The organism is Streptomyces sp. JLSY215 (genome assembly GCF_059682825.1).
This window is the reverse complement of record NZ_CM185022.1, coordinates 6,397,634-6,413,677: the sequence shown is the minus strand read 5'-3', so window position 1 is coordinate 6,413,677 and position 16,044 is coordinate 6,397,634. Positions and strand designations below refer to the sequence as shown.

General features: G+C 74.3%; 15 protein-coding genes. 7 read left to right on the top strand and 8 right to left on the bottom strand.

Annotation, left to right across the window (positions count from 1 at the left end; genetic code table 11):
* Nucleotides 1–70 precede the first annotated feature (70 nt).
* From AC5677_RS28660 to AC5677_RS28645, 4 genes are all read left to right on the top strand, one after another.
* Nucleotides 71–1,816, top strand: coding sequence for an FAD-dependent monooxygenase (locus tag AC5677_RS28660; protein ID WP_497190790.1), 1,746 nt, complete (start codon nucleotides 71–73; stop codon nucleotides 1,814–1,816).
* Nucleotides 1,809–1,895: a putative leader peptide gene (locus AC5677_RS28655; RefSeq protein ID WP_342671165.1), complete on the top strand. Its 87-nt coding sequence runs from the start codon at nucleotides 1,809–1,811 to the stop codon at nucleotides 1,893–1,895. Before AC5677_RS28660 ends, AC5677_RS28655 begins: the two co-directional genes overlap by 8 nt.
* A gap of 78 nt (nucleotides 1,896–1,973) precedes the next feature.
* The gene (locus AC5677_RS28650; protein ID WP_497190789.1) at nucleotides 1,974–2,588 is read left to right on the top strand and encodes a cupin domain-containing protein; all 615 of its coding nucleotides are present in this window, start codon (nucleotides 1,974–1,976) and stop codon (nucleotides 2,586–2,588) included.
* Nucleotides 2,589–2,638: 50 nt separating this feature from the next.
* A complete protein-coding gene (locus AC5677_RS28645) occupies nucleotides 2,639–3,022 on the top strand; it encodes a rhodanese-like domain-containing protein (RefSeq protein WP_497190788.1) in 384 nt (127 codons plus the stop codon).
* Between the two features lie 37 nt (nucleotides 3,023–3,059).
* Here AC5677_RS28645 and recX read toward each other — a convergent pair whose 3' ends face one another.
* From recX to AC5677_RS28630, 3 genes are all read right to left on the bottom strand, one after another.
* Entirely contained in the window at nucleotides 3,060–3,713 is a 654-nt protein-coding gene (gene recX, locus AC5677_RS28640; RefSeq protein WP_497190787.1) for a recombination regulator RecX, read from the bottom strand.
* 6 nt (nucleotides 3,714–3,719) lie between these two features.
* Nucleotides 3,720–4,841, bottom strand: coding sequence for a recombinase RecA (gene recA, locus AC5677_RS28635; RefSeq protein ID WP_497190786.1), 1,122 nt, complete (start codon nucleotides 4,839–4,841; stop codon nucleotides 3,720–3,722).
* A gap of 267 nt (nucleotides 4,842–5,108) precedes the next feature.
* Nucleotides 5,109–5,609 (bottom strand): MarR family winged helix-turn-helix transcriptional regulator, encoded by a 501-nt coding sequence (locus AC5677_RS28630; protein WP_497190785.1) that lies wholly within the window; start codon nucleotides 5,607–5,609, stop codon nucleotides 5,109–5,111.
* 120 nt (nucleotides 5,610–5,729) lie between these two features.
* Between AC5677_RS28630 and AC5677_RS28625 the strand changes: the two genes are divergently transcribed.
* Nucleotides 5,730–6,179 (top strand): SgcJ/EcaC family oxidoreductase, encoded by a 450-nt coding sequence (locus AC5677_RS28625; protein WP_497190784.1) that lies wholly within the window; start codon nucleotides 5,730–5,732, stop codon nucleotides 6,177–6,179.
* 17 nt (nucleotides 6,180–6,196) lie between these two features.
* Here the strand turns inward: AC5677_RS28625 and AC5677_RS28620 are convergent, their stop codons facing one another.
* Both AC5677_RS28620 and AC5677_RS28615 read right to left on the bottom strand, forming a co-directional pair.
* A complete protein-coding gene (locus AC5677_RS28620; RefSeq protein WP_497190783.1) occupies nucleotides 6,197–7,423 on the bottom strand; it encodes an AI-2E family transporter in 1,227 nt (408 codons plus the stop codon).
* A 98-nt stretch (nucleotides 7,424–7,521) separates the two neighbouring features.
* Nucleotides 7,522–7,716 (bottom strand): DUF3046 domain-containing protein, encoded by a 195-nt coding sequence (locus AC5677_RS28615; protein ID WP_497190782.1) that lies wholly within the window; start codon nucleotides 7,714–7,716, stop codon nucleotides 7,522–7,524.
* 277 nt (nucleotides 7,717–7,993) lie between these two features.
* On the opposite strand from AC5677_RS28615, the gene AC5677_RS28610 reads away from it, so the two are divergent.
* Entirely contained in the window at nucleotides 7,994–8,917 is a 924-nt protein-coding gene (locus AC5677_RS28610) for a hypothetical protein (RefSeq protein WP_497190781.1), read from the top strand.
* 58 nt (nucleotides 8,918–8,975) lie between these two features.
* Here the strand turns inward: AC5677_RS28610 and AC5677_RS28605 are convergent, their stop codons facing one another.
* The 3 genes from AC5677_RS28605 to AC5677_RS28595 are packed head-to-tail and all read right to left on the bottom strand — an operon-like array spanning nucleotide 8,976 to nucleotide 11,003.
* Entirely contained in the window at nucleotides 8,976–9,284 is a 309-nt protein-coding gene (locus AC5677_RS28605; protein ID WP_497190780.1) for an AzlD domain-containing protein, read from the bottom strand.
* A complete protein-coding gene (locus AC5677_RS28600) occupies nucleotides 9,281–10,051 on the bottom strand; it encodes an AzlC family ABC transporter permease (protein ID WP_497190779.1) in 771 nt (256 codons plus the stop codon). The genes AC5677_RS28605 and AC5677_RS28600 overlap by 4 nt, the downstream gene beginning before the upstream one ends.
* 10 nt (nucleotides 10,052–10,061) lie before the next feature.
* The gene (locus AC5677_RS28595) at nucleotides 10,062–11,003 is read right to left on the bottom strand and encodes an AraC family transcriptional regulator (RefSeq protein ID WP_497190778.1); all 942 of its coding nucleotides are present in this window, start codon (nucleotides 11,001–11,003) and stop codon (nucleotides 10,062–10,064) included.
* 192 nt (nucleotides 11,004–11,195) lie between these two features.
* Between AC5677_RS28595 and AC5677_RS28590 the strand changes: the two genes are divergently transcribed.
* On the top strand, nucleotides 11,196–16,013 hold the full coding sequence (locus AC5677_RS28590; RefSeq protein ID WP_497190777.1) for an Lhr family ATP-dependent helicase: 4,818 nt from the start codon (nucleotides 11,196–11,198) through the stop codon (nucleotides 16,011–16,013).
* The last annotated feature ends 31 nt before the right edge of the window (nucleotides 16,014–16,044 follow it).

The window sequence follows — 16,044 nt, the reverse complement described above, 5'->3', positions numbered from 1 at the left end:
TCACGCACCGGGCTCCCACCGCCAGTTCCCCTACACCCCGTCAGCACCGCGAGGCCCAGGGAGCCACGCCGTGGACCCGGTGATCGTCGTCGGGGCCGGCCCGGTCGGGCTCTGCCTCGCCCTCTCGCTCGCCCGCCACGGCGTGCCCTCCGTCGTCCTGGACGAGACCGCCGGGCAGGACGACACCCGCCCGGCCCGCACCGCCGTGCTCCGCCAGGACACCGCGGCCTTCGTCGGCCGGCTCGGCTGCGCCGACACCCTCGAGACCGAGGGCGCCCGATGGACGGCCTGGCGCACGGTGCGCCGCCGGCGGCTGCTGGAGCGGGTCACCTTCGCCCCCCGCATCCCGGACGATGCGGCACCCGCCGCCCTCGCCTCCCCCGTCCATCTCCCCCAGCACTCCCTCACCCGTGCGCTGCGCGCCACCCTGGCCCGGGAGGATCTCGCGCAGATCGTCACCGGCAGCCGGCTGGCCGAGCTGGAGCAGGACGAGCACGGCATCGGCGCGCACACCAGGGGCGACAACGGCACATGGTGGCGCGGGAGTTACCTGGTCGGCTGCGACGGACCGCGCTCGACCGTCCGCAAGCTGCTGGGGATCCGTTTCCCGGGCCGTACGGCCGTCGAGCGGCATGCCGTCGCCGCGCTGCGCACCGAGCTGCCGTGGCCCGGCGAGGGGCTGCTGCACCGCTCGCCGGGCCGGCAGTCCGGCCCCGGCGGCGGGGAGGTCTCTGCCCGGCCGCTGCCCGACGGCATCTGGCGGCTGGACTGGCTGCTGCCGCCGGGCCGCGACCTGGTCACCCCGGACGCCCTGGTGGCCCGGATCCGCGACTCCCTGGCGGGCTGGGCGGCGGAGCCGGAGGGCGGGGGCGGGCGGAACGCCGACCGGCCGGTCCCCCCGTACGAGCTCCTCGACACCGGCGTGCACACCGTCCACCACCGGCTGGCCCGGACCTGGCGGCAGGGCCGCGCGTTCCTCGCCGGGGACGCCGCGCATCTGCTGGGCGCGCTCGGCACACAGGGCCTGGACGAGGGGCTGCGGGACGCCGAGAACCTCGGCTGGAAGCTCGCCCTGGCCTGGCACCACGGCGCCTCCGAGACGCTGCTGGACAGCTATCAGGAGGAGCGGCGGGGCGCGGTGGCGACCCGGCTGCGCGCCGCGGACCAGGCGCTGCCGCTGCTGCGGGACGGCGGTGCGGTGCGCTGGCGGACCGTGCTGCCGGGCGCGGCGCGCGGGCAGAGTGCGCTGCTGACCGACGGTCATCTGGGCCGCGGTCCGCTGGGGGCGCCGCCCGTCTATCCCCGTTCCCCGCTCGCACCGGCCGCCGGGCAGACGGGCGCGGTGGCGGTCGACACCCGTCCCGGTTCGCCGGTACCCGATGTTCCGGTGACCGCCGGCGACGGTTCGGTGGTGCGGCTGCGGGACCGTCTGGGGCGCGGCCTCCTGGTCGTGCTGGTGGCGCCCGGCACCGGCGTCTGGGACCGGCGGCACTGGCAGTCGGCGGGCCTGATGCCGCAGCTGACCAGCGCGGTCGAGGCGCTGCCGATGCCCGCCGAGATCCTGGTGACCGAGGCCTATCCGGGCGCCGCCGCGCACACCGTCCTGGTCGTACGGCCGGACGGCCATCTGGTCACGGCGCTGTCCGGCGTCCGCCCGGCCGAGCTGGCCGCGTGCGCGGACGCGGTACGGGGCGGGGCGGTCGACGGGGGCGGCGGCGCGGCCGGGGAGCCGGGGGCCGGTGCGGGCGGCATCGTGGGCCCCGGTCCGGCGGTTGACCCTGTGGGAGGGCCCGTGCTTCACTCCGAAGGTGACTGATCACGGCTCGCGATTCTGGCGGAGGGTCCATCTGGACCTGGTCCGCTATGCGGGCTGCATGTGTCGTCCGTCCGTTTGATCCGCATCTCCTTCCCCGCGCGGCCCCGCGCTCCGTACCGGTGGCCGCGCCTCTTCGCGATCACTCAGGACGGTTTCCGTGCCCGACGTACACACCCCTGTGCGCCCGTACACCACCGGCGACGCCGCAGACCGCGGTCATGGCCACGGTCATGACGATGGCCATGACGACGGCCATCACCGCGAACGTGGCCGTGACCGTGGCCCCAGCGCCGCGGAACTCCTCGACTTCGTCCGCCGCAGCGCCGCGGACGTCAAACTCCTCGCCTCCCTCCCCCTCGACCCCGAAGGCCGCACCTGGATCCGGCTGGACGGGCCGGGCGGCAGCGAGGCCTGGCTGATCGGCTGGCCGCCGGGCACCGGCACCGGCTGGCACGACCACGGCGGCTCGCGGGGCGCCTTCGCGACGGCCGCGGGCGAGCTGACGGAACAGTCGCTCGCCGCCCAACTCCCCACCGAGGGCTGGAAGACCCTGGAGCTCGCCGAGGGCGTGGACCGCGAGCGCACGCTCCGCGACGGCCGGGGCCGGGCGTTCGGCCCGCACCATGTCCATCAGGTGCTCAATCTGTCCCACGACGCCCACGCCGTGTCGGTGCACGCCTACTACCCGCCGCTTCCGCTGATGCGGCGCTACAGTCGCAGCGGGCCGGTGCTGCGGCTCGAAGAGGTCGAGCGTCCGCAGGAGTGGGAGTGAGCGGGCGCAGCGTGGAGGTCCCCCCGGCCGGAGACCGGCGGACTGCCGGCATGAGCGCCGTCGACGCACTGCTCGCGCGGGCCCGGAGCGAACTGCGCCGGGTGGATCCCCGGGAGGCGGCCGCGGTCCAGGAGGAGGGCGGACTGCTGGTGGACATCCGGTACGCGGCCCTGCGGGACCGCGACGGCACCATCCCCGGCGCGCTGGTCGTGGAACGCAACGAGCTGGAATGGCGCCTCGATCCGACCGGCGACCATCGTGCCCCCGAGGCGACCCACCGCGGTCTGCCGGTCGTGGTGATCTGCAACGAGGGCTATGCGTCCAGCCTCGCGGCGGTCTCCCTGCGCCAACTGGGCCTGCACCGCGCGACCGACCTGGCCGGCGGCTTCCAGGCGTGGCGGGCGGCGGGGCTGCCGGTCTCCCGCGGGGGCTGACCGCTCGCCCCCGGCGCACCGGCCCGCCTGCTCCGCCTCATATCTCCGGCAGATGCTGTTCCAGCGCCTCCGGGTCCTCCCCCTCCTCTTCCAGGGCCCGGCGGACCACCCGTAGGGCGAGACCCTCCGGATAGCCCTTACGGGCCAGCATCCCGGCCAGGCGGCGCAGGCGCTTGTCGCGGTCCAGGCCCCGGGTCGCGCGGAGTTTGCGGTCGACCAGCTCCCGGGCGGTGGACTCCTCCTGCTCGGAATCGAGACGGCCGACGGCCTCGTCGATCACGGCGGAGTCCACCCCCTTGGTGCGCAGCTCGCGGGCCAGGGCGCGGCGGGCCAGGCCGCGGCCGTGGTGGCGGGACTCCACCCAGGCGCCGGCGAAGGCCGCATCGTCGATCAGCCCGACCTCCTCGAAGCGGGCGAGCACCTGCTCCGCCACCTCGTCGGGGATGTCCCGCTGACGCAGCGCGTCCCCGAGCTGCTTGCGGGTACGCGGGCTCCCGGTGAGCAGGCGCAGGCATATCGCCCGCGCCTGCTCCTCGGGCGTGCGCGGCGGTCCCGCCTCGGCCCTCGACGAGGCGGAACCACCGCTGTCCTTACGGCCCTTGCGGACCGTGCCGCCATGACGGGTCTCGGCGTCGCCCGCAGCGCCGGCGGTGTCGTCCTCGCTGCTCGGCCATTCCGTTCGCCGTGTCATGACAGGTCAGCTCTTGGCCGCGGCGGCCTTGGAACCCTTGGCGGCCTTGGTCGCGGGCGCCGGAGCCGATGCGGGTGCCTCGGCCGCCGCGCCCGCGGCGTCCGCGCCGGGCTCCGCCGCCGGGTCCTGCGGCTTCACGCCGATGCCGAGCTTCTCCTTGATCTTCTTCTCGATCTCGTTGGCGAGGTCCGGGTTGTCCTTGAGGAAGTTACGGGCGTTCTCCTTGCCCTGGCCGAGCTGGTCGCCCTCGTAGGTGTACCAGGCACCGGACTTGCGGATGAAGCCGTGCTCGACACCCATGTCGATCAGGCCGCCCTCGCGGCTGATGCCCTGGCCGTAGAGGATGTCGAACTCCGCCTGCTTGAAGGGCGGGGAGACCTTGTTCTTGACGACCTTGACGCGGGTGCGGTTGCCGACCGCGTCGGTGCCGTCCTTGAGGGTCTCGATACGGCGGATGTCCAGGCGCACCGAGGCGTAGAACTTCAGCGCGCGGCCACCGGTCGTGGTCTCCGGCGAGCCGAACATCACGCCGATCTTCTCGCGGAGCTGGTTGATGAAGATCGCGGTGGTCTTGGACTGGTTGAGCGCGCTGGTGATCTTGCGCAGGGCCTGGCTCATCAGCCGGGCCTGGAGGCCGACGTGGGAGTCGCCCATCTCGCCCTCGATCTCGGCCCGCGGCACCAGGGCGGCGACGGAGTCGATCACAATGAGGTCGAGCGCGCCGGAGCGGACCAGCATGTCCACGATTTCCAGCGCCTGCTCGCCGTTGTCGGGCTGGGACAGGATCAGGGCGTCCGTGTCCACGCCGAGCTTCTTGGCGTACTCGGGGTCGAGTGCGTGCTCGGCGTCGATGAACGCCACGGAGCCGCCGGCCCGCTGGGCGTTCGCGACGGCGTGCAGGGTCAGGGTCGTCTTACCGGAGGACTCCGGACCGTAGACCTCGATGACCCGGCCGCGCGGGAGGCCGCCGACGCCGAGCGCCACGTCGAGCGCGGTGGAGCCGGTGGGGATGACCTCGATGGGTTCCTTCGAGCGCTCCCCCATGCGCATCACGGCGCCCTTGCCGAATTGCCGTTCAATCTGTGCGAGCGCGGCGTCCAGCGCCTTCTCGCGGTCAGTGCCTGCCATGGGTTCCACCCGATTTGCTTGAGTCGATCGCTTCACGTCCATGACGCTAACGCCTGCCACTGACAATGCGCCCGGACCCGGCTCCAGCCTGTGGATAACTCCGCGGAAAGGCCGCGGGAGACAGGCCGGAACCCCCATAAGAATGGATGTTCGATTTTGGTGTCAAGCAGGCTGCGGGCCTGTCGCGCCGGGGCGCGGCCGGGCCTTGCGCCCGCCGGATGAGCGCCCGGGCCTGCGGGGCCGGGCACACGGACCGGCGGGCAGCGGTCAGCGGCCGCCCTTGGCCCGGGCGGCTCCACCGCGGCCGGGGCCCGCGGCGGCGCGCATCTCCTCGGTGGCGGCACGGAATGCGGGCGCGGCGCGCCTGAAGTAGTCGAAGAGCAGGGCGCGCTGCTCGGGGGTGTAGCGCGCCAGGATCTCGGCGATGTGGCGGCGGGCCGGGGCCACGACCTCCTCGATGCGGTCGAGTGCGTCGGGCACCGGCTCGACGATCACCCGCCTGCGGTCCTTGGCGTCCGCGGCGCGGCGCGCATACCCGGCCCGCTCGAGGCGGTCGATCAGGCGGGTGGTGGCGCCGGTGGTGAGCCCGGTCCTGGAGGCCAGCTCGCCCGAGGTGAGGCCGCCCTCCCGCGCGATCAGGCTGAGTGCGTACCACTCCGAGGTGTGCAGCCCCGCCGCCTCCGCGCCGGCCAGCCCCTGGAGGCCGACCGCGTCCAGGTACTCGCGGAAAACCAGATGCTCATCCGCGGCGTCTGCGGGGGTTGTCATCGGTGAAGCCACCTCCTAGAGTCACAGGACAGTTATCTGCACGTATGCAGATATTGCTTCTATGCAGATTTCTGCTCCAGTCTAATCCAGAGGATCCAGCCAGAGGAGGAGTCGCCCGCCATGACGACCACGGATGATGCCGCTGCGGTCACTTCGGTACTGAACGCTCTCGTCGCCGCCTGGGGGCGGCACGACGCCGAGGCGTACGGAGAGCTGTTCACCGAGGACGCCACCTACGTCACCTTCGTCGGCACCCTGTACCAGGGGCGTCGGGACATCGTGGACAGCCACCGCGCGCTGTTCGCGGGCTTCCTCAAGGGCACCAGGCTCGCGGACGAGGTCCTCGGCATCCGCTTCCCCGGGCCGGATGTGGCCGTCGTCAACGGACGCGGCGACACCTACAAGGGCAAGCGGCCGACGAAGCTCACCAAGATGCAGACGTACACGCTGGTCCGCCGGGACGACGGGAGGTGGAGTATCGCGGCTTTCCACAACACCAAGCGCAAGCCGCTGATGGAATCCCTCTCCCACCGCTTCGCCCCGGGCCTCGTCCCGGCCGCCGGGAAGTAGGCTCCGGCGGCCGGTGCTCAGGCCTCGGCCGGCCCGTCCCGGTCGGCCGCCGGCGGCGCCGTGTCCGGCTCGGAGTGAAGGGTGCTGCGGAACCTGGCGAGGGCCCTGGTGGCGCGGTCGCGGCGCGTCCCCCGATGGACCCGGGGGTCGTCCGTGACCTCGTACCGCTTGACGTAGGCGCCCAGGAAGGCCTGCAGCGTGGCGGTCGCCGGGATGGCGATCAGGGCACCGACCGCGCCCATCAGGGCCGTGCCCGCGACGACCGAGCCGAAGGCGACGGCCGGGTGGATGTCCACCGTCTTGGCGGTGATCCGGGGCTGGATGAGGTAGTTCTCGAACTGCTGGTAGACCACCACGAAGCCGAACACCCAGACCGCGTACCAGGGCGCGACCGTGAACGCGATCAGGATGGGCAGCGCGCCCGCCAGATAGGTGCCGATGGTCGGTATGAACTGCGAGACCAGGCCGACCCACATGCCCAGCGCCGGGGCGTAGGGCACACCCAGGATCTCCAGCAGGACGTAGTGCGCGATACCGGAGATCAGCGCCATCAGGCCGCGCGAGTAGAGATAACCACCGGTCTTGGCGACCGCGATCTCCCAGGCACGCAGCACCTCCGCCTGCCGCCGCGGGGGCAGGACGGAGCACAGCGCGCGGCGCAGCCGGGGGCCGTCGGCGGCGAAGTAGAACGAGAACAGCGCCACCGACAGCAGGTTGAACAGGCTGCCCAGCACCGTCGCGGAGACGGCGAGGACGTTGTTGGCACTGTCCTGGACGTACTTCTGCAGCCAGTCGGAGCGGAGCAGGTTGTTCTGCACCTCGACCCGCGAGAGGTGCGTGTGGAAGGTGCTGTTCGACCAGCTGATGACGGAGTCCAGATACTGCGGGAACTCCTCCACCATCTTGGCGATCTGCCCGGCGAGCATGGAACCGAGCAGCGCGAAGAACCCGGCCGCGGCCACGAGGATGCCGAGGAAGACCGCGCCGGTGGCCGCCCCGCGCCGTACGCCGCGGGCCGCCATCCAGTCGACGGCCGGCTCGACCGCCAGCCCGAGGAAGAACGCGATCAAAATGTTCAGCAGCAGCGTGATCAGCTGATGGAAGCCCCAGGTGGCGAGCTGAAAGCAGGCCACCAGGGCGAGGGCGAGCACCATGGCCCGCGGCAGCCAGCGCGGCATCCGCGTCGCAAGCCGGTCGTCGGGGCGTGGAGCGTCGTTGCTGGTGATCTCATCTGTCGCGGACACCCAGCCAGTGTCGCGTACGGCTCCGACAATCCCGGCCCTGCCCCGGAAATCCGCCGGCCATGATCGTCGGCCGCGCCCCGAGCGCCGCCGACGGGGGCTCACTGCTTGTCGTACGGCACATCCATCGTCGTGCAGACCACCCGCCACACGTCCTTGGCGCTCCACCCCGCGTCCAGCGCCTCATGCACGGTCCGGCCGCCGAGCCCGGACATCACATGATCGCGCGCGAAGGAGTCGGCATAGGCCGCACCGAAGTGATCCGCCATCCGCTGCCAGAAGATCGTCAACCGCATGTGTTCCGCTCCGCGCCCGCTCTGACCTGTACGTTCCCGCCCCGGCACCCCCACGCCCCCGCACAGCCGGCCGCAAGGGGATTCCGGGTGGGGACGAGGGTGTGTCCCTACGCAGGGTAAGGCCAGGGGCGGCGCGTCCGGCCCGACGGGCAGGCGGAGGGCCCGCCGGGCGCCGACGCCGGAAAACCGTCAACCGCGTGCCGTCCGGTATCCCGCCCTGGGAGGGCGCCGGGCGGGAGCCGGTGTCACCGGGCGGTTTCGGCCCTACGGTCGTGCCATGGCCGAAAATATGAGCCCGCCACCGACTCCCCTGGCGCGCGCCGAGCGCTTCATCTGGCTGACCGCCCGGGTGCTGGAGCAGCGGCTCTTCGCGTACCACTTCCTCGGCGGCGGGGCGGACGCGGTGCAGACCGCGCTCGACGCGTACCGCAATGACGACGACGGCTTCGGGCACGCGCTGGAACCCGATCTGCGCGGCCCGGTCAGTCAGCCGCTGCACACCGCGCACGCCCTGAAGGTCCTGAACCGCATCGGGCGCTGCGACGGCCGCCAGGTGGAGCGGATCTGCCGCTATCTGACGCGGATCTCCACCCCCGAGGGCGCGCTGCCGGCGCTGCACCCCTCGCTGCGCGGGTATCCGGCGGCGCCCTGGATCCCGGTGGTCGACGATCCGCCGAGCTCCCTGCTGTCCACCGGCCCGGTGGTGGGCGTGCTGCACCGCAACGAGGTGTGGCACGCCTGGCTGTTCCGGGCCACGGACTACTGCTGGGCGGCGGTGGAATCCCTGACGGAGACCCATCCGTACGAGGTCGAGGCGGCGGTGGCCTTCCTGGACGGCGCCCCGGACCGCCCCCGGGCGGCCGCCACGGCGCGGCGGCTGGGCGGGCTCGTACGGGACCGGGGCCTGGTGCTGCTGGACCCGGAGCGGGCGGCGGAGGTCCCGGTGGCGCCGGGGTACGCCCCCGGGGAGCACCACCTGCCGTACGACTTCGCGGCGACGCCCGACTCGCTGGCCCGCCAGTGGTTCAGCGACGCGGAGATGGACCGGGCGCTGGACCACCTCGCCTCGCTCCAGGGGGAGGACGGCGGCTGGCCGGTCAACTGGCGCGTGTGGGCACCGGGGACGGCCCTGGAGTGCCGCCCGATGGTGACCCTGGAGGCGCTGCTGACCCTGCGGGCCTACGGGCGGCCCGTCGGCTGAACGGGGCGCACGGGGTGCGCCCCTCGACGGGCCTGCCCGGGACGGGCCGGCCGGGGCGTCAGCCGCCCAGGGCCCGCACCCCGGCGGCGACGGCCACCGCGACGCCGACCACCACGAGGAACGGCGCCCGCAGAACGAGCGCGACGGCCGCGGCGGCCACCCCCGCGGCCCTGGCGTCCAGCACCAGGTGCGGGCCGTCGGCGAAGGTCTGCTGGGCGGTGAGCGCGGCGAGCAGGGCCACCGGCAGCAGCGCGGCCAGCCGTTTGACGACCGGGCGCTCCAGGACGCCGGCGGGCGCCAGCAGGCCGAGGTACTTCACCAGGTAGCAGCCGACGGCGGTGACGCCGATCGCGATCCAGACGTTCATGACCGGTCCTCCTGGGGATCGGTGTGCGGGGCGGCGGTGACGGGGGCGCGCTCGCGTCGCCCCTGGACGAACAGGACGGCGGGGGCGGCGAGCGCCGACAGGAGCACCGGCACGCCGGCGGGCAGCACCGGCAGCGTCACCAGGACCAGCACCACCGCGAGGCCCGCGGCGACCCGTTCGACGGTGGTCCTGAGCATCGGGGCGAGCAGCGCCAGGAAGGCGGCGGGGCCGGCCGCGTCCAGGCCCCAGGCGGCGGTGTCGCCGAGCGCCTCGGCCCCCAGGGCGCCGCCGAGGGTGGTGAGGTTCCACAGGACGTACAGGCTCAGCCCGGTGGCGGTGAAGCCGAGGCGGACGCTGCGGCGGTCGGGCTGGGCCATGGCGACGGCCGCGGTCTCGTCGATGATCCAGTGGGCGGCGAACGGCTTGAGCGCGGCCCGGTAGCCCAGGAGGGCGGACAGCCGCAGCCCGTAGAAGGCGTTGCGGGTGCCCAGGAAGAGCGCGCCGACGGCCGCGGTGAACGGGTTGCCGCCGGCGGCGAGCGCGCTCACCAGGGCGAACTGCGAGGCCCCGGTGAACACCAGGAGGCTGAGCGCGCAGGTCTGGAGGACGCCGAGCCCGGCGCCGGCAGAGGTCACGCCGAAGGCGAAGCCGGAGAGGCCGACGGCGATGCCGACGCCCAGCGCGTCCCGGATGACGGCGGCGTCCGATTTGGCGGGCGGGTCCGGTACGGCCCGCTCCGGAGCGGGTATCTGTGTCTGTTCTGGCACGCCCCGGACGCTATGGGGCGGTGCGCCCTGCGGTCTTGTACGTTCTTGCGCCGCCGGCCTGCGCCGCGCGCTCGCGCCGGTAGGCGCCGGGCGGCACCCCGACGATGCGGGTGAAGTGCCGGTTCAGATGCGGCTGGTCGCTGAACCCCACGGTGACCGCGACCTCGGCGGGCGCGCTGCCCGCCTCCAGGAGACGGCGGGCGCGGCGCACCCGGGCGTCGGTGAGCCAGGTGTGCGGCGGCATCCCGTACGCGTTCTTGAAGGCCCGCAGAAGGGCGAACGGGCTGGTGCCGAGCTCCTGCGCGAGCTGCTCCAGGGACGGCGGGGCGGCCATCCGCTCCTCGAGGAGGATCTTGGCGCGGGCGGCGGTGCGGGCGCCCGCCGTACGGGGTGTGCGGGCCGGGAGCGGTCCTCCGTAGCGGCGCAGCAGCCGGGCGACGGCGAGCCGCAGCAGGGTGTCGGCGGCGAGGGCCTGGCCGGCCTCGGCGGCGCGGTGGACCTCGGTGATCAGGCGGCCGATGTGGGGGTCCTCGGTGACGGTCTCGGCGAATGCCGCGGTGCCGCGCAAGGTGGTGGTCTCCTCGGCGATCTCGGCGACGAGCGCGGCCGAGGGGTAGAGCGTGGCGTAGGCCCAGCCCTCGGGGGCACCGGCCCGCGCGGTGTGCGCCACCTCCGGGTTGATCATGATGATCTCGCCGAGTCCGGCCCGGACCGGGCCCTGGGCGAGGCCGACCTCCTCGATGCCGCCGGTGACCGCGCAGACGACGTATCCGTCATGGGCATGGCGGGGGAAGGAGTGCCGGACGTAGCGGGCGCGCAGCAGGTCGAGACCGGGCAGATCGGGGTAGTGCCAGTGGCGGGCCCACTCGCCGCGGGCCCGCGGCGCGACGTCCGGACCGGTTCCGTTGCCTGCGCCGGCGCCCTCCGTACCGGCCCCGCTCCCCGTGATCATGCCTCCATTCTGCGCCCGGCGGGCGGCGGGCGGCCCGCGCGTCCGGACCGTGGACGGACTGCGGACGGACGGTGGCCGGACAGCCGCGGCCTGCCGCCCGCGCAGCTCACAGATCCCGCCCGCCCAGCTCACAGATCCCGCCGGACCGGGCGCGCAGCCGCGTTGTCAGTGGTCCGGTGCACGATGGAGGACATGGCAGAGGCAGCCCCAGCGGCAGACATCCCCGAGTCGGCGCTCGCATCGTTCTCGCCCGCGACCCGAGGCTGGTTCACGGGAGCCTTCAGCGCGCCCACCGCCGCGCAGGAGGGCGCCTGGCGGGCGATCGGCGCGGGCTCGGACGTCCTGGTGGTGGCGCCGACGGGATCCGGCAAGACCCTCGCCGCGTTCCTGGCCTCGCTGGACGCGCTGGCGTCCGAGCCCCCGCCCGCCGAGCCGAAGAAGCGCTGCCGGGTGCTGTACGTCTCCCCGCTCAAGGCCCTCGCCGTCGATGTCGAGCGCAATCTGCGCAGCCCGCTGACGGGCATCCGCCAGGAGTCGGTGCGGCTCGGGCTGCCCGAGCCGGACATCACGGTGGGCATCCGCTCCGGTGACACCCCGCCCGCCGAGCGCCGCTCGATCGCCAACCGCCCGCCGGACATCCTCATCACCACCCCCGAATCGCTGTTCCTGATGCTGACGTCCTCGGCCCGGGAGGCCCTGGCGGGCGTCGAGACGGTCATCCTGGACGAGGTGCACGCCGTCGCCGGGACGAAGCGGGGTGCGCATCTGGCGCTCTCTTTGGAGCGGCTGGACGAGCTGCGCGGCGCGGGCTCCGAGGGGCGCGCCCGCCCGGCCCGCCGGATCGGCCTGTCGGCGACGGTGCGCCCGGTGGAGGAGGTCGCCCGCTATCTGTCGCCGCAGCGGCGGGTGGAGATCGTCCAGCCGCCGTCCGGCAAGCGGTTCGACCTCTCGGTGGTCGTCCCGGTGGAGGACATGGGGGTGCTGGGCGGCTCCCCCGTGCAGGAAGGCGATACGGGCGAGAAGCCGTCCATCTGGCCGCAGGTCGAGGAGAGGATCGCCGATCTCGTCCAGGCGCACCGCTCCACGATCGTCTTCGCCAATTCCCGGCGCCTGGCGGAGCGGCTGTGCAACCGCCTCAACGAGATCGCGTACGAGCGCACCCACGGTGAGCCGCTGCCCGAGCACCACTCCCCCGCCGAGCTGATGGCGGAGGCCGGGGCCGCCAAGGGCGCGCCGCCGCTGCTGGCGCGCGCCCACCACGGTTCGGTCTCCAAGGAGCAGCGCGCCCAGGTGGAGGAGGACCTGAAGGCGGGCCGGCTGCCCGCCGTGGTCGCCACCTCCAGCCTGGAGCTGGGCATCGACATGGGCGCGGTCGATCTGGTCGTCCAGGTGGAGTCGCCGCCGTCGGTGGCCTCCGGGCTGCAGCGGGTGGGCCGGGCCGGCCATCAGGTCGGCGCCGTGTCCCGGGGCATCGTCTTCCCCAAGTACCGCGGCGATCTGGTGCAGGCCGCGGTGGTCACCGAGCGGATGCGCTCCGGCTCCATCGAGGCGCTGCGGGTGCCCGCCAACCCCCTGGACGTGCTGGCCCAGCAGATCGTCGCGATGACGGCGATGGACAGCTGGGACGTCGAGGAGCTGCTGGCCGTCGTCCGGCGGGCGGCGCCCTTCGCCGCGCTGCCCGAGTCGGCGTTCACGGGCGTGCTGGACATGCTCGCCGGCCGCTATCCCTCCGACGCCTTCGCGGAGCTGCGGCCGCGCATCGTCTGGGACCGCATCGCCGGGACGGTCACGGGCCGCCCCGGGGCGCAGCGGCTGGCCGTCACCTCCGGTGGCACGATCCCCGACCGCGGGCTGTTCGGCGTCTTCCTGGCGGGCTCCGAGTCCGGCAAAGGTGGCGGGCGACGGGTGGGCGAGCTGGACGAGGAGATGGTCTACGAGTCCCGGGTCGGCGATGTCTTCACGCTCGGCACGACGTCCTGGCGCATCGAGGACATCACCCGCGACCGGGTGCTGGTCACCCCCGCCCCCGGGGTGCCGGGCCGGCTGCCCTTCTGGAAGGGCGACCAGCTCGGCCGCCCCCTGGAGCTGGGCCGGGCGCTCGGCGCGTTCCTGCGCGAGCTCGGCTCCCTGGCCCCCGAGGACGCCCGCGCCCGGCTGTCCGCCGCCGGCCTCGACGACTGGGCCATCGACAACGTCCTGGGCTATCTCGCCGAGCAGAAGCAGGCCTGCGGCCATGTCCCCGACGACCGCACGATCGTCGTCGAGCGGTTCCGCGACGAGCTCGGCGACTGGCGGGTGGTCGTCCACTCCCCCTTCGGCGCGCAGGTCCACGCCCCGTGGGCGCTGGCCCTGAGCGCCCGCCTCGCCGAGCGCTACGGCATGGACGCCCAGGTCATGCACGCCGACGACGGTATCGTGCTGCGGCTGCCGGACGCGGACCTGATGGGTCTCGACCTCCTCGACGGCGACGGCTTCCCCCCGGCCGCCGACCCCGGAGCCCGGGGCGCGGAGTACGACCCCGAGCAGGCCCCGGTCGGTGCCGCCGATGTCGTCTTCGACAAGGGCGACGTCGACCAGCTCGTCACCGACCAGGTGGGCGGCTCGGCGCTGTTCGCCTCCCGCTTCCGCGAATGCGCCGCCCGCGCCCTGCTGCTGCCCCGGCGCAGCCCCGGCAAGCGCACCCCGCTGTGGCAGCAGCGCCAGCGCGCCGCCCAGCTCCTCCAGGTGGCAAGCGAGTTCGGGTCCTTCCCGATCGTGCTGGAGGCGGTCCGCGAATGCCTCCAGGACGTCTTCGACGTACCGGGCCTGACGGAGCTGATGGGCGACATCGAGGCCCGCCGGGTCCGCCTGGTGGAGGTCACCACCCCCGAGCCGTCCCCGTTCGCCCGCTCGCTGCTGTTCGGCTATGTCGCGCAGTTCCTCTACGAGGGCGACTCCCCGCTCGCCGAGCGCCGCGCCGCCGCGCTGTCCCTGGATTCCCGGCTGCTGGCCGAGCTGCTCGGCCAGGCCGAGCTGCGCGAGCTGCTGGACGCCGAGGTGCTGACCGAGCTGGAGCGCGAGCTGCAGTGGCGCACGGACGACCGCCGGGTCAAGGACGTCGAGGGCGTCGCCGATGCCCTGCGGGTGCTCGGGCCGCTGACCGACGCGGAGCTGGCCGAGCGCGGCGCGGACCCGGCGTGGGCCGGTGAGCTGGCCGCCGCCCGCCGCGCCATCGCGGTGCGGATCGCCGGCGCCGACCACTGGGCGGCCATCGAGGACGCCGGACGGCTGCGGGACGCACTGGGCACGGCCCTGCCGGTCGGTGTCCCGGAATCGTTCACGGAACCGGTCAAGGACCCGCTGGGCGATCTGCTCTCCCGTTACGCCCGCACCCACGGCCCGTTCACCTCCGAGCAGGCCGCCGCCCGGTTCGGCCTCGGTACGGCCGTCACCGACGGCGCCCTGCACCGCCTGGCCGCCGCCGGCCGCGTCGTCCAGGGCGAGTTCCACCCCGCGGGCATCGGACAGGAATGGTGCGACGCCCAGGTGCTGCGCAGGCTGCGCCGACGCTCGCTCGCCGCGCTGCGCGAGGAGCTCGAGCCGGTACCGCCCGCCGCCCTCGCCGCCTTCCTTCCCCAGTGGCAGCATGTCGGCAGCCCGTCCCCCGGTGCGGGAGCGCGCGGCGGCCCGTCGTACGGCCTGCGCGGCATCGACGGCCTGGTCCGCGTCGTCGAGCAGCTCCAGGGCGCCCCGGTCCCCGCCTCCGCCCTGGAAAAGCTCGTCCTGCCGTCCCGTGTCGGCGACTACACCCCCGCCCTCCTGGACGAACTCACCGCCACCGGTGAGGTGGTGTGGGCCGGCGCCGGCGCGCTGCCCGGCAAGGACGGCTGGCTCTCCCTCCATCTCGCCGACACCGCGCCGCTGCTGCTTCCGCCCCCGCTGCCGCTGGAGCCGACCGCGCTGCACGATTCCGTCCTGGCCGCCCTCGCCCCCGGTTACGGCCTGTTCTTCCGCCAGATCGCCGACCAGGTCCGCGCCACCACCCACCCCGACGCCACCGACCCCCAACTCGCCGACGCCCTGTGGGACCTGGCCTGGTCCGGGCGGCTCACCAACGACACCCTGGCCCCGCTGCGGGCTCTCCTGGGCTCGGGCCGTACGGCCGGCTCCACCGCCCACCGGGCGCGGCGGTCGGTGCCCCGGGGGCGTTGGGGATCCCCCCGGACGGGGTTCGGAGCGGGCTCGCCGGCCGCTGCCGGCGGCCGCCCCACCGCGTCCCGCAGCGGCCCGCCGACGGTCGGCGGCCGCTGGTCCCTGCTCCCCGCCCCGGAGCAGGACGCCACCCATCGCGCGCACGCCCTGGCCCGTACGCTCCTGGACCGGCACGGCATCGTCACCCGCGGCGCGGTCGCCGCCGAGGGCGTCGAGGGCGGGTTCTCCGCGGCGTACCGCGTCCTGGCGGCGTTCGAGGAGTCCGGACAGGCCCGCCGCGGCTATGTCGTGGAGGGGCTCGGGGCCGCCCAGTTCGCGATGGACGGCGCGGTCGACCGGCTGCGCGCGGTCAGCAGCCGACGCGAGCGCACGGCCGACGGCGCCCTGCCCGACGGCGGCCCCGCCGGGTCCCGTGGCGACGGTCCGCAGCGCGCCGTCGTCCTGGCGGCCGCCGACCCCGCCAACGCCTACGGTGCCGCCCTGCCCTGGCCCGATCCCCCGGAGGGCTCGACCCACAAGCCGGGACGCAAGGCGGGCTCCCTGGTCGTCCTCGTCGACGGCGAGCTGGCGCTCTACATGGAGCGCGGCGGCAAGACCCTGCTGCTCTGGCCGCTCGGCCGGGACGCCGCCGAGCGGGGCACCGACGCCCGCGTCCAGCCCGCCGTGGCGGCGCTGTGCGAGGCCGCCCGCGCCGGCGCCCTCGGCACGATCACCACCGAACGCATCAACGGCACCGCCGCCCTCACCTCCCCCTACGCCCCCGTCCTGGAGTCCGCCGGCTTCCACCCGACCCCGCGCGGATTCCGGCTACGGGGATGACGGGCCGCGGAGGCCCGGCGCCGCCCCCACT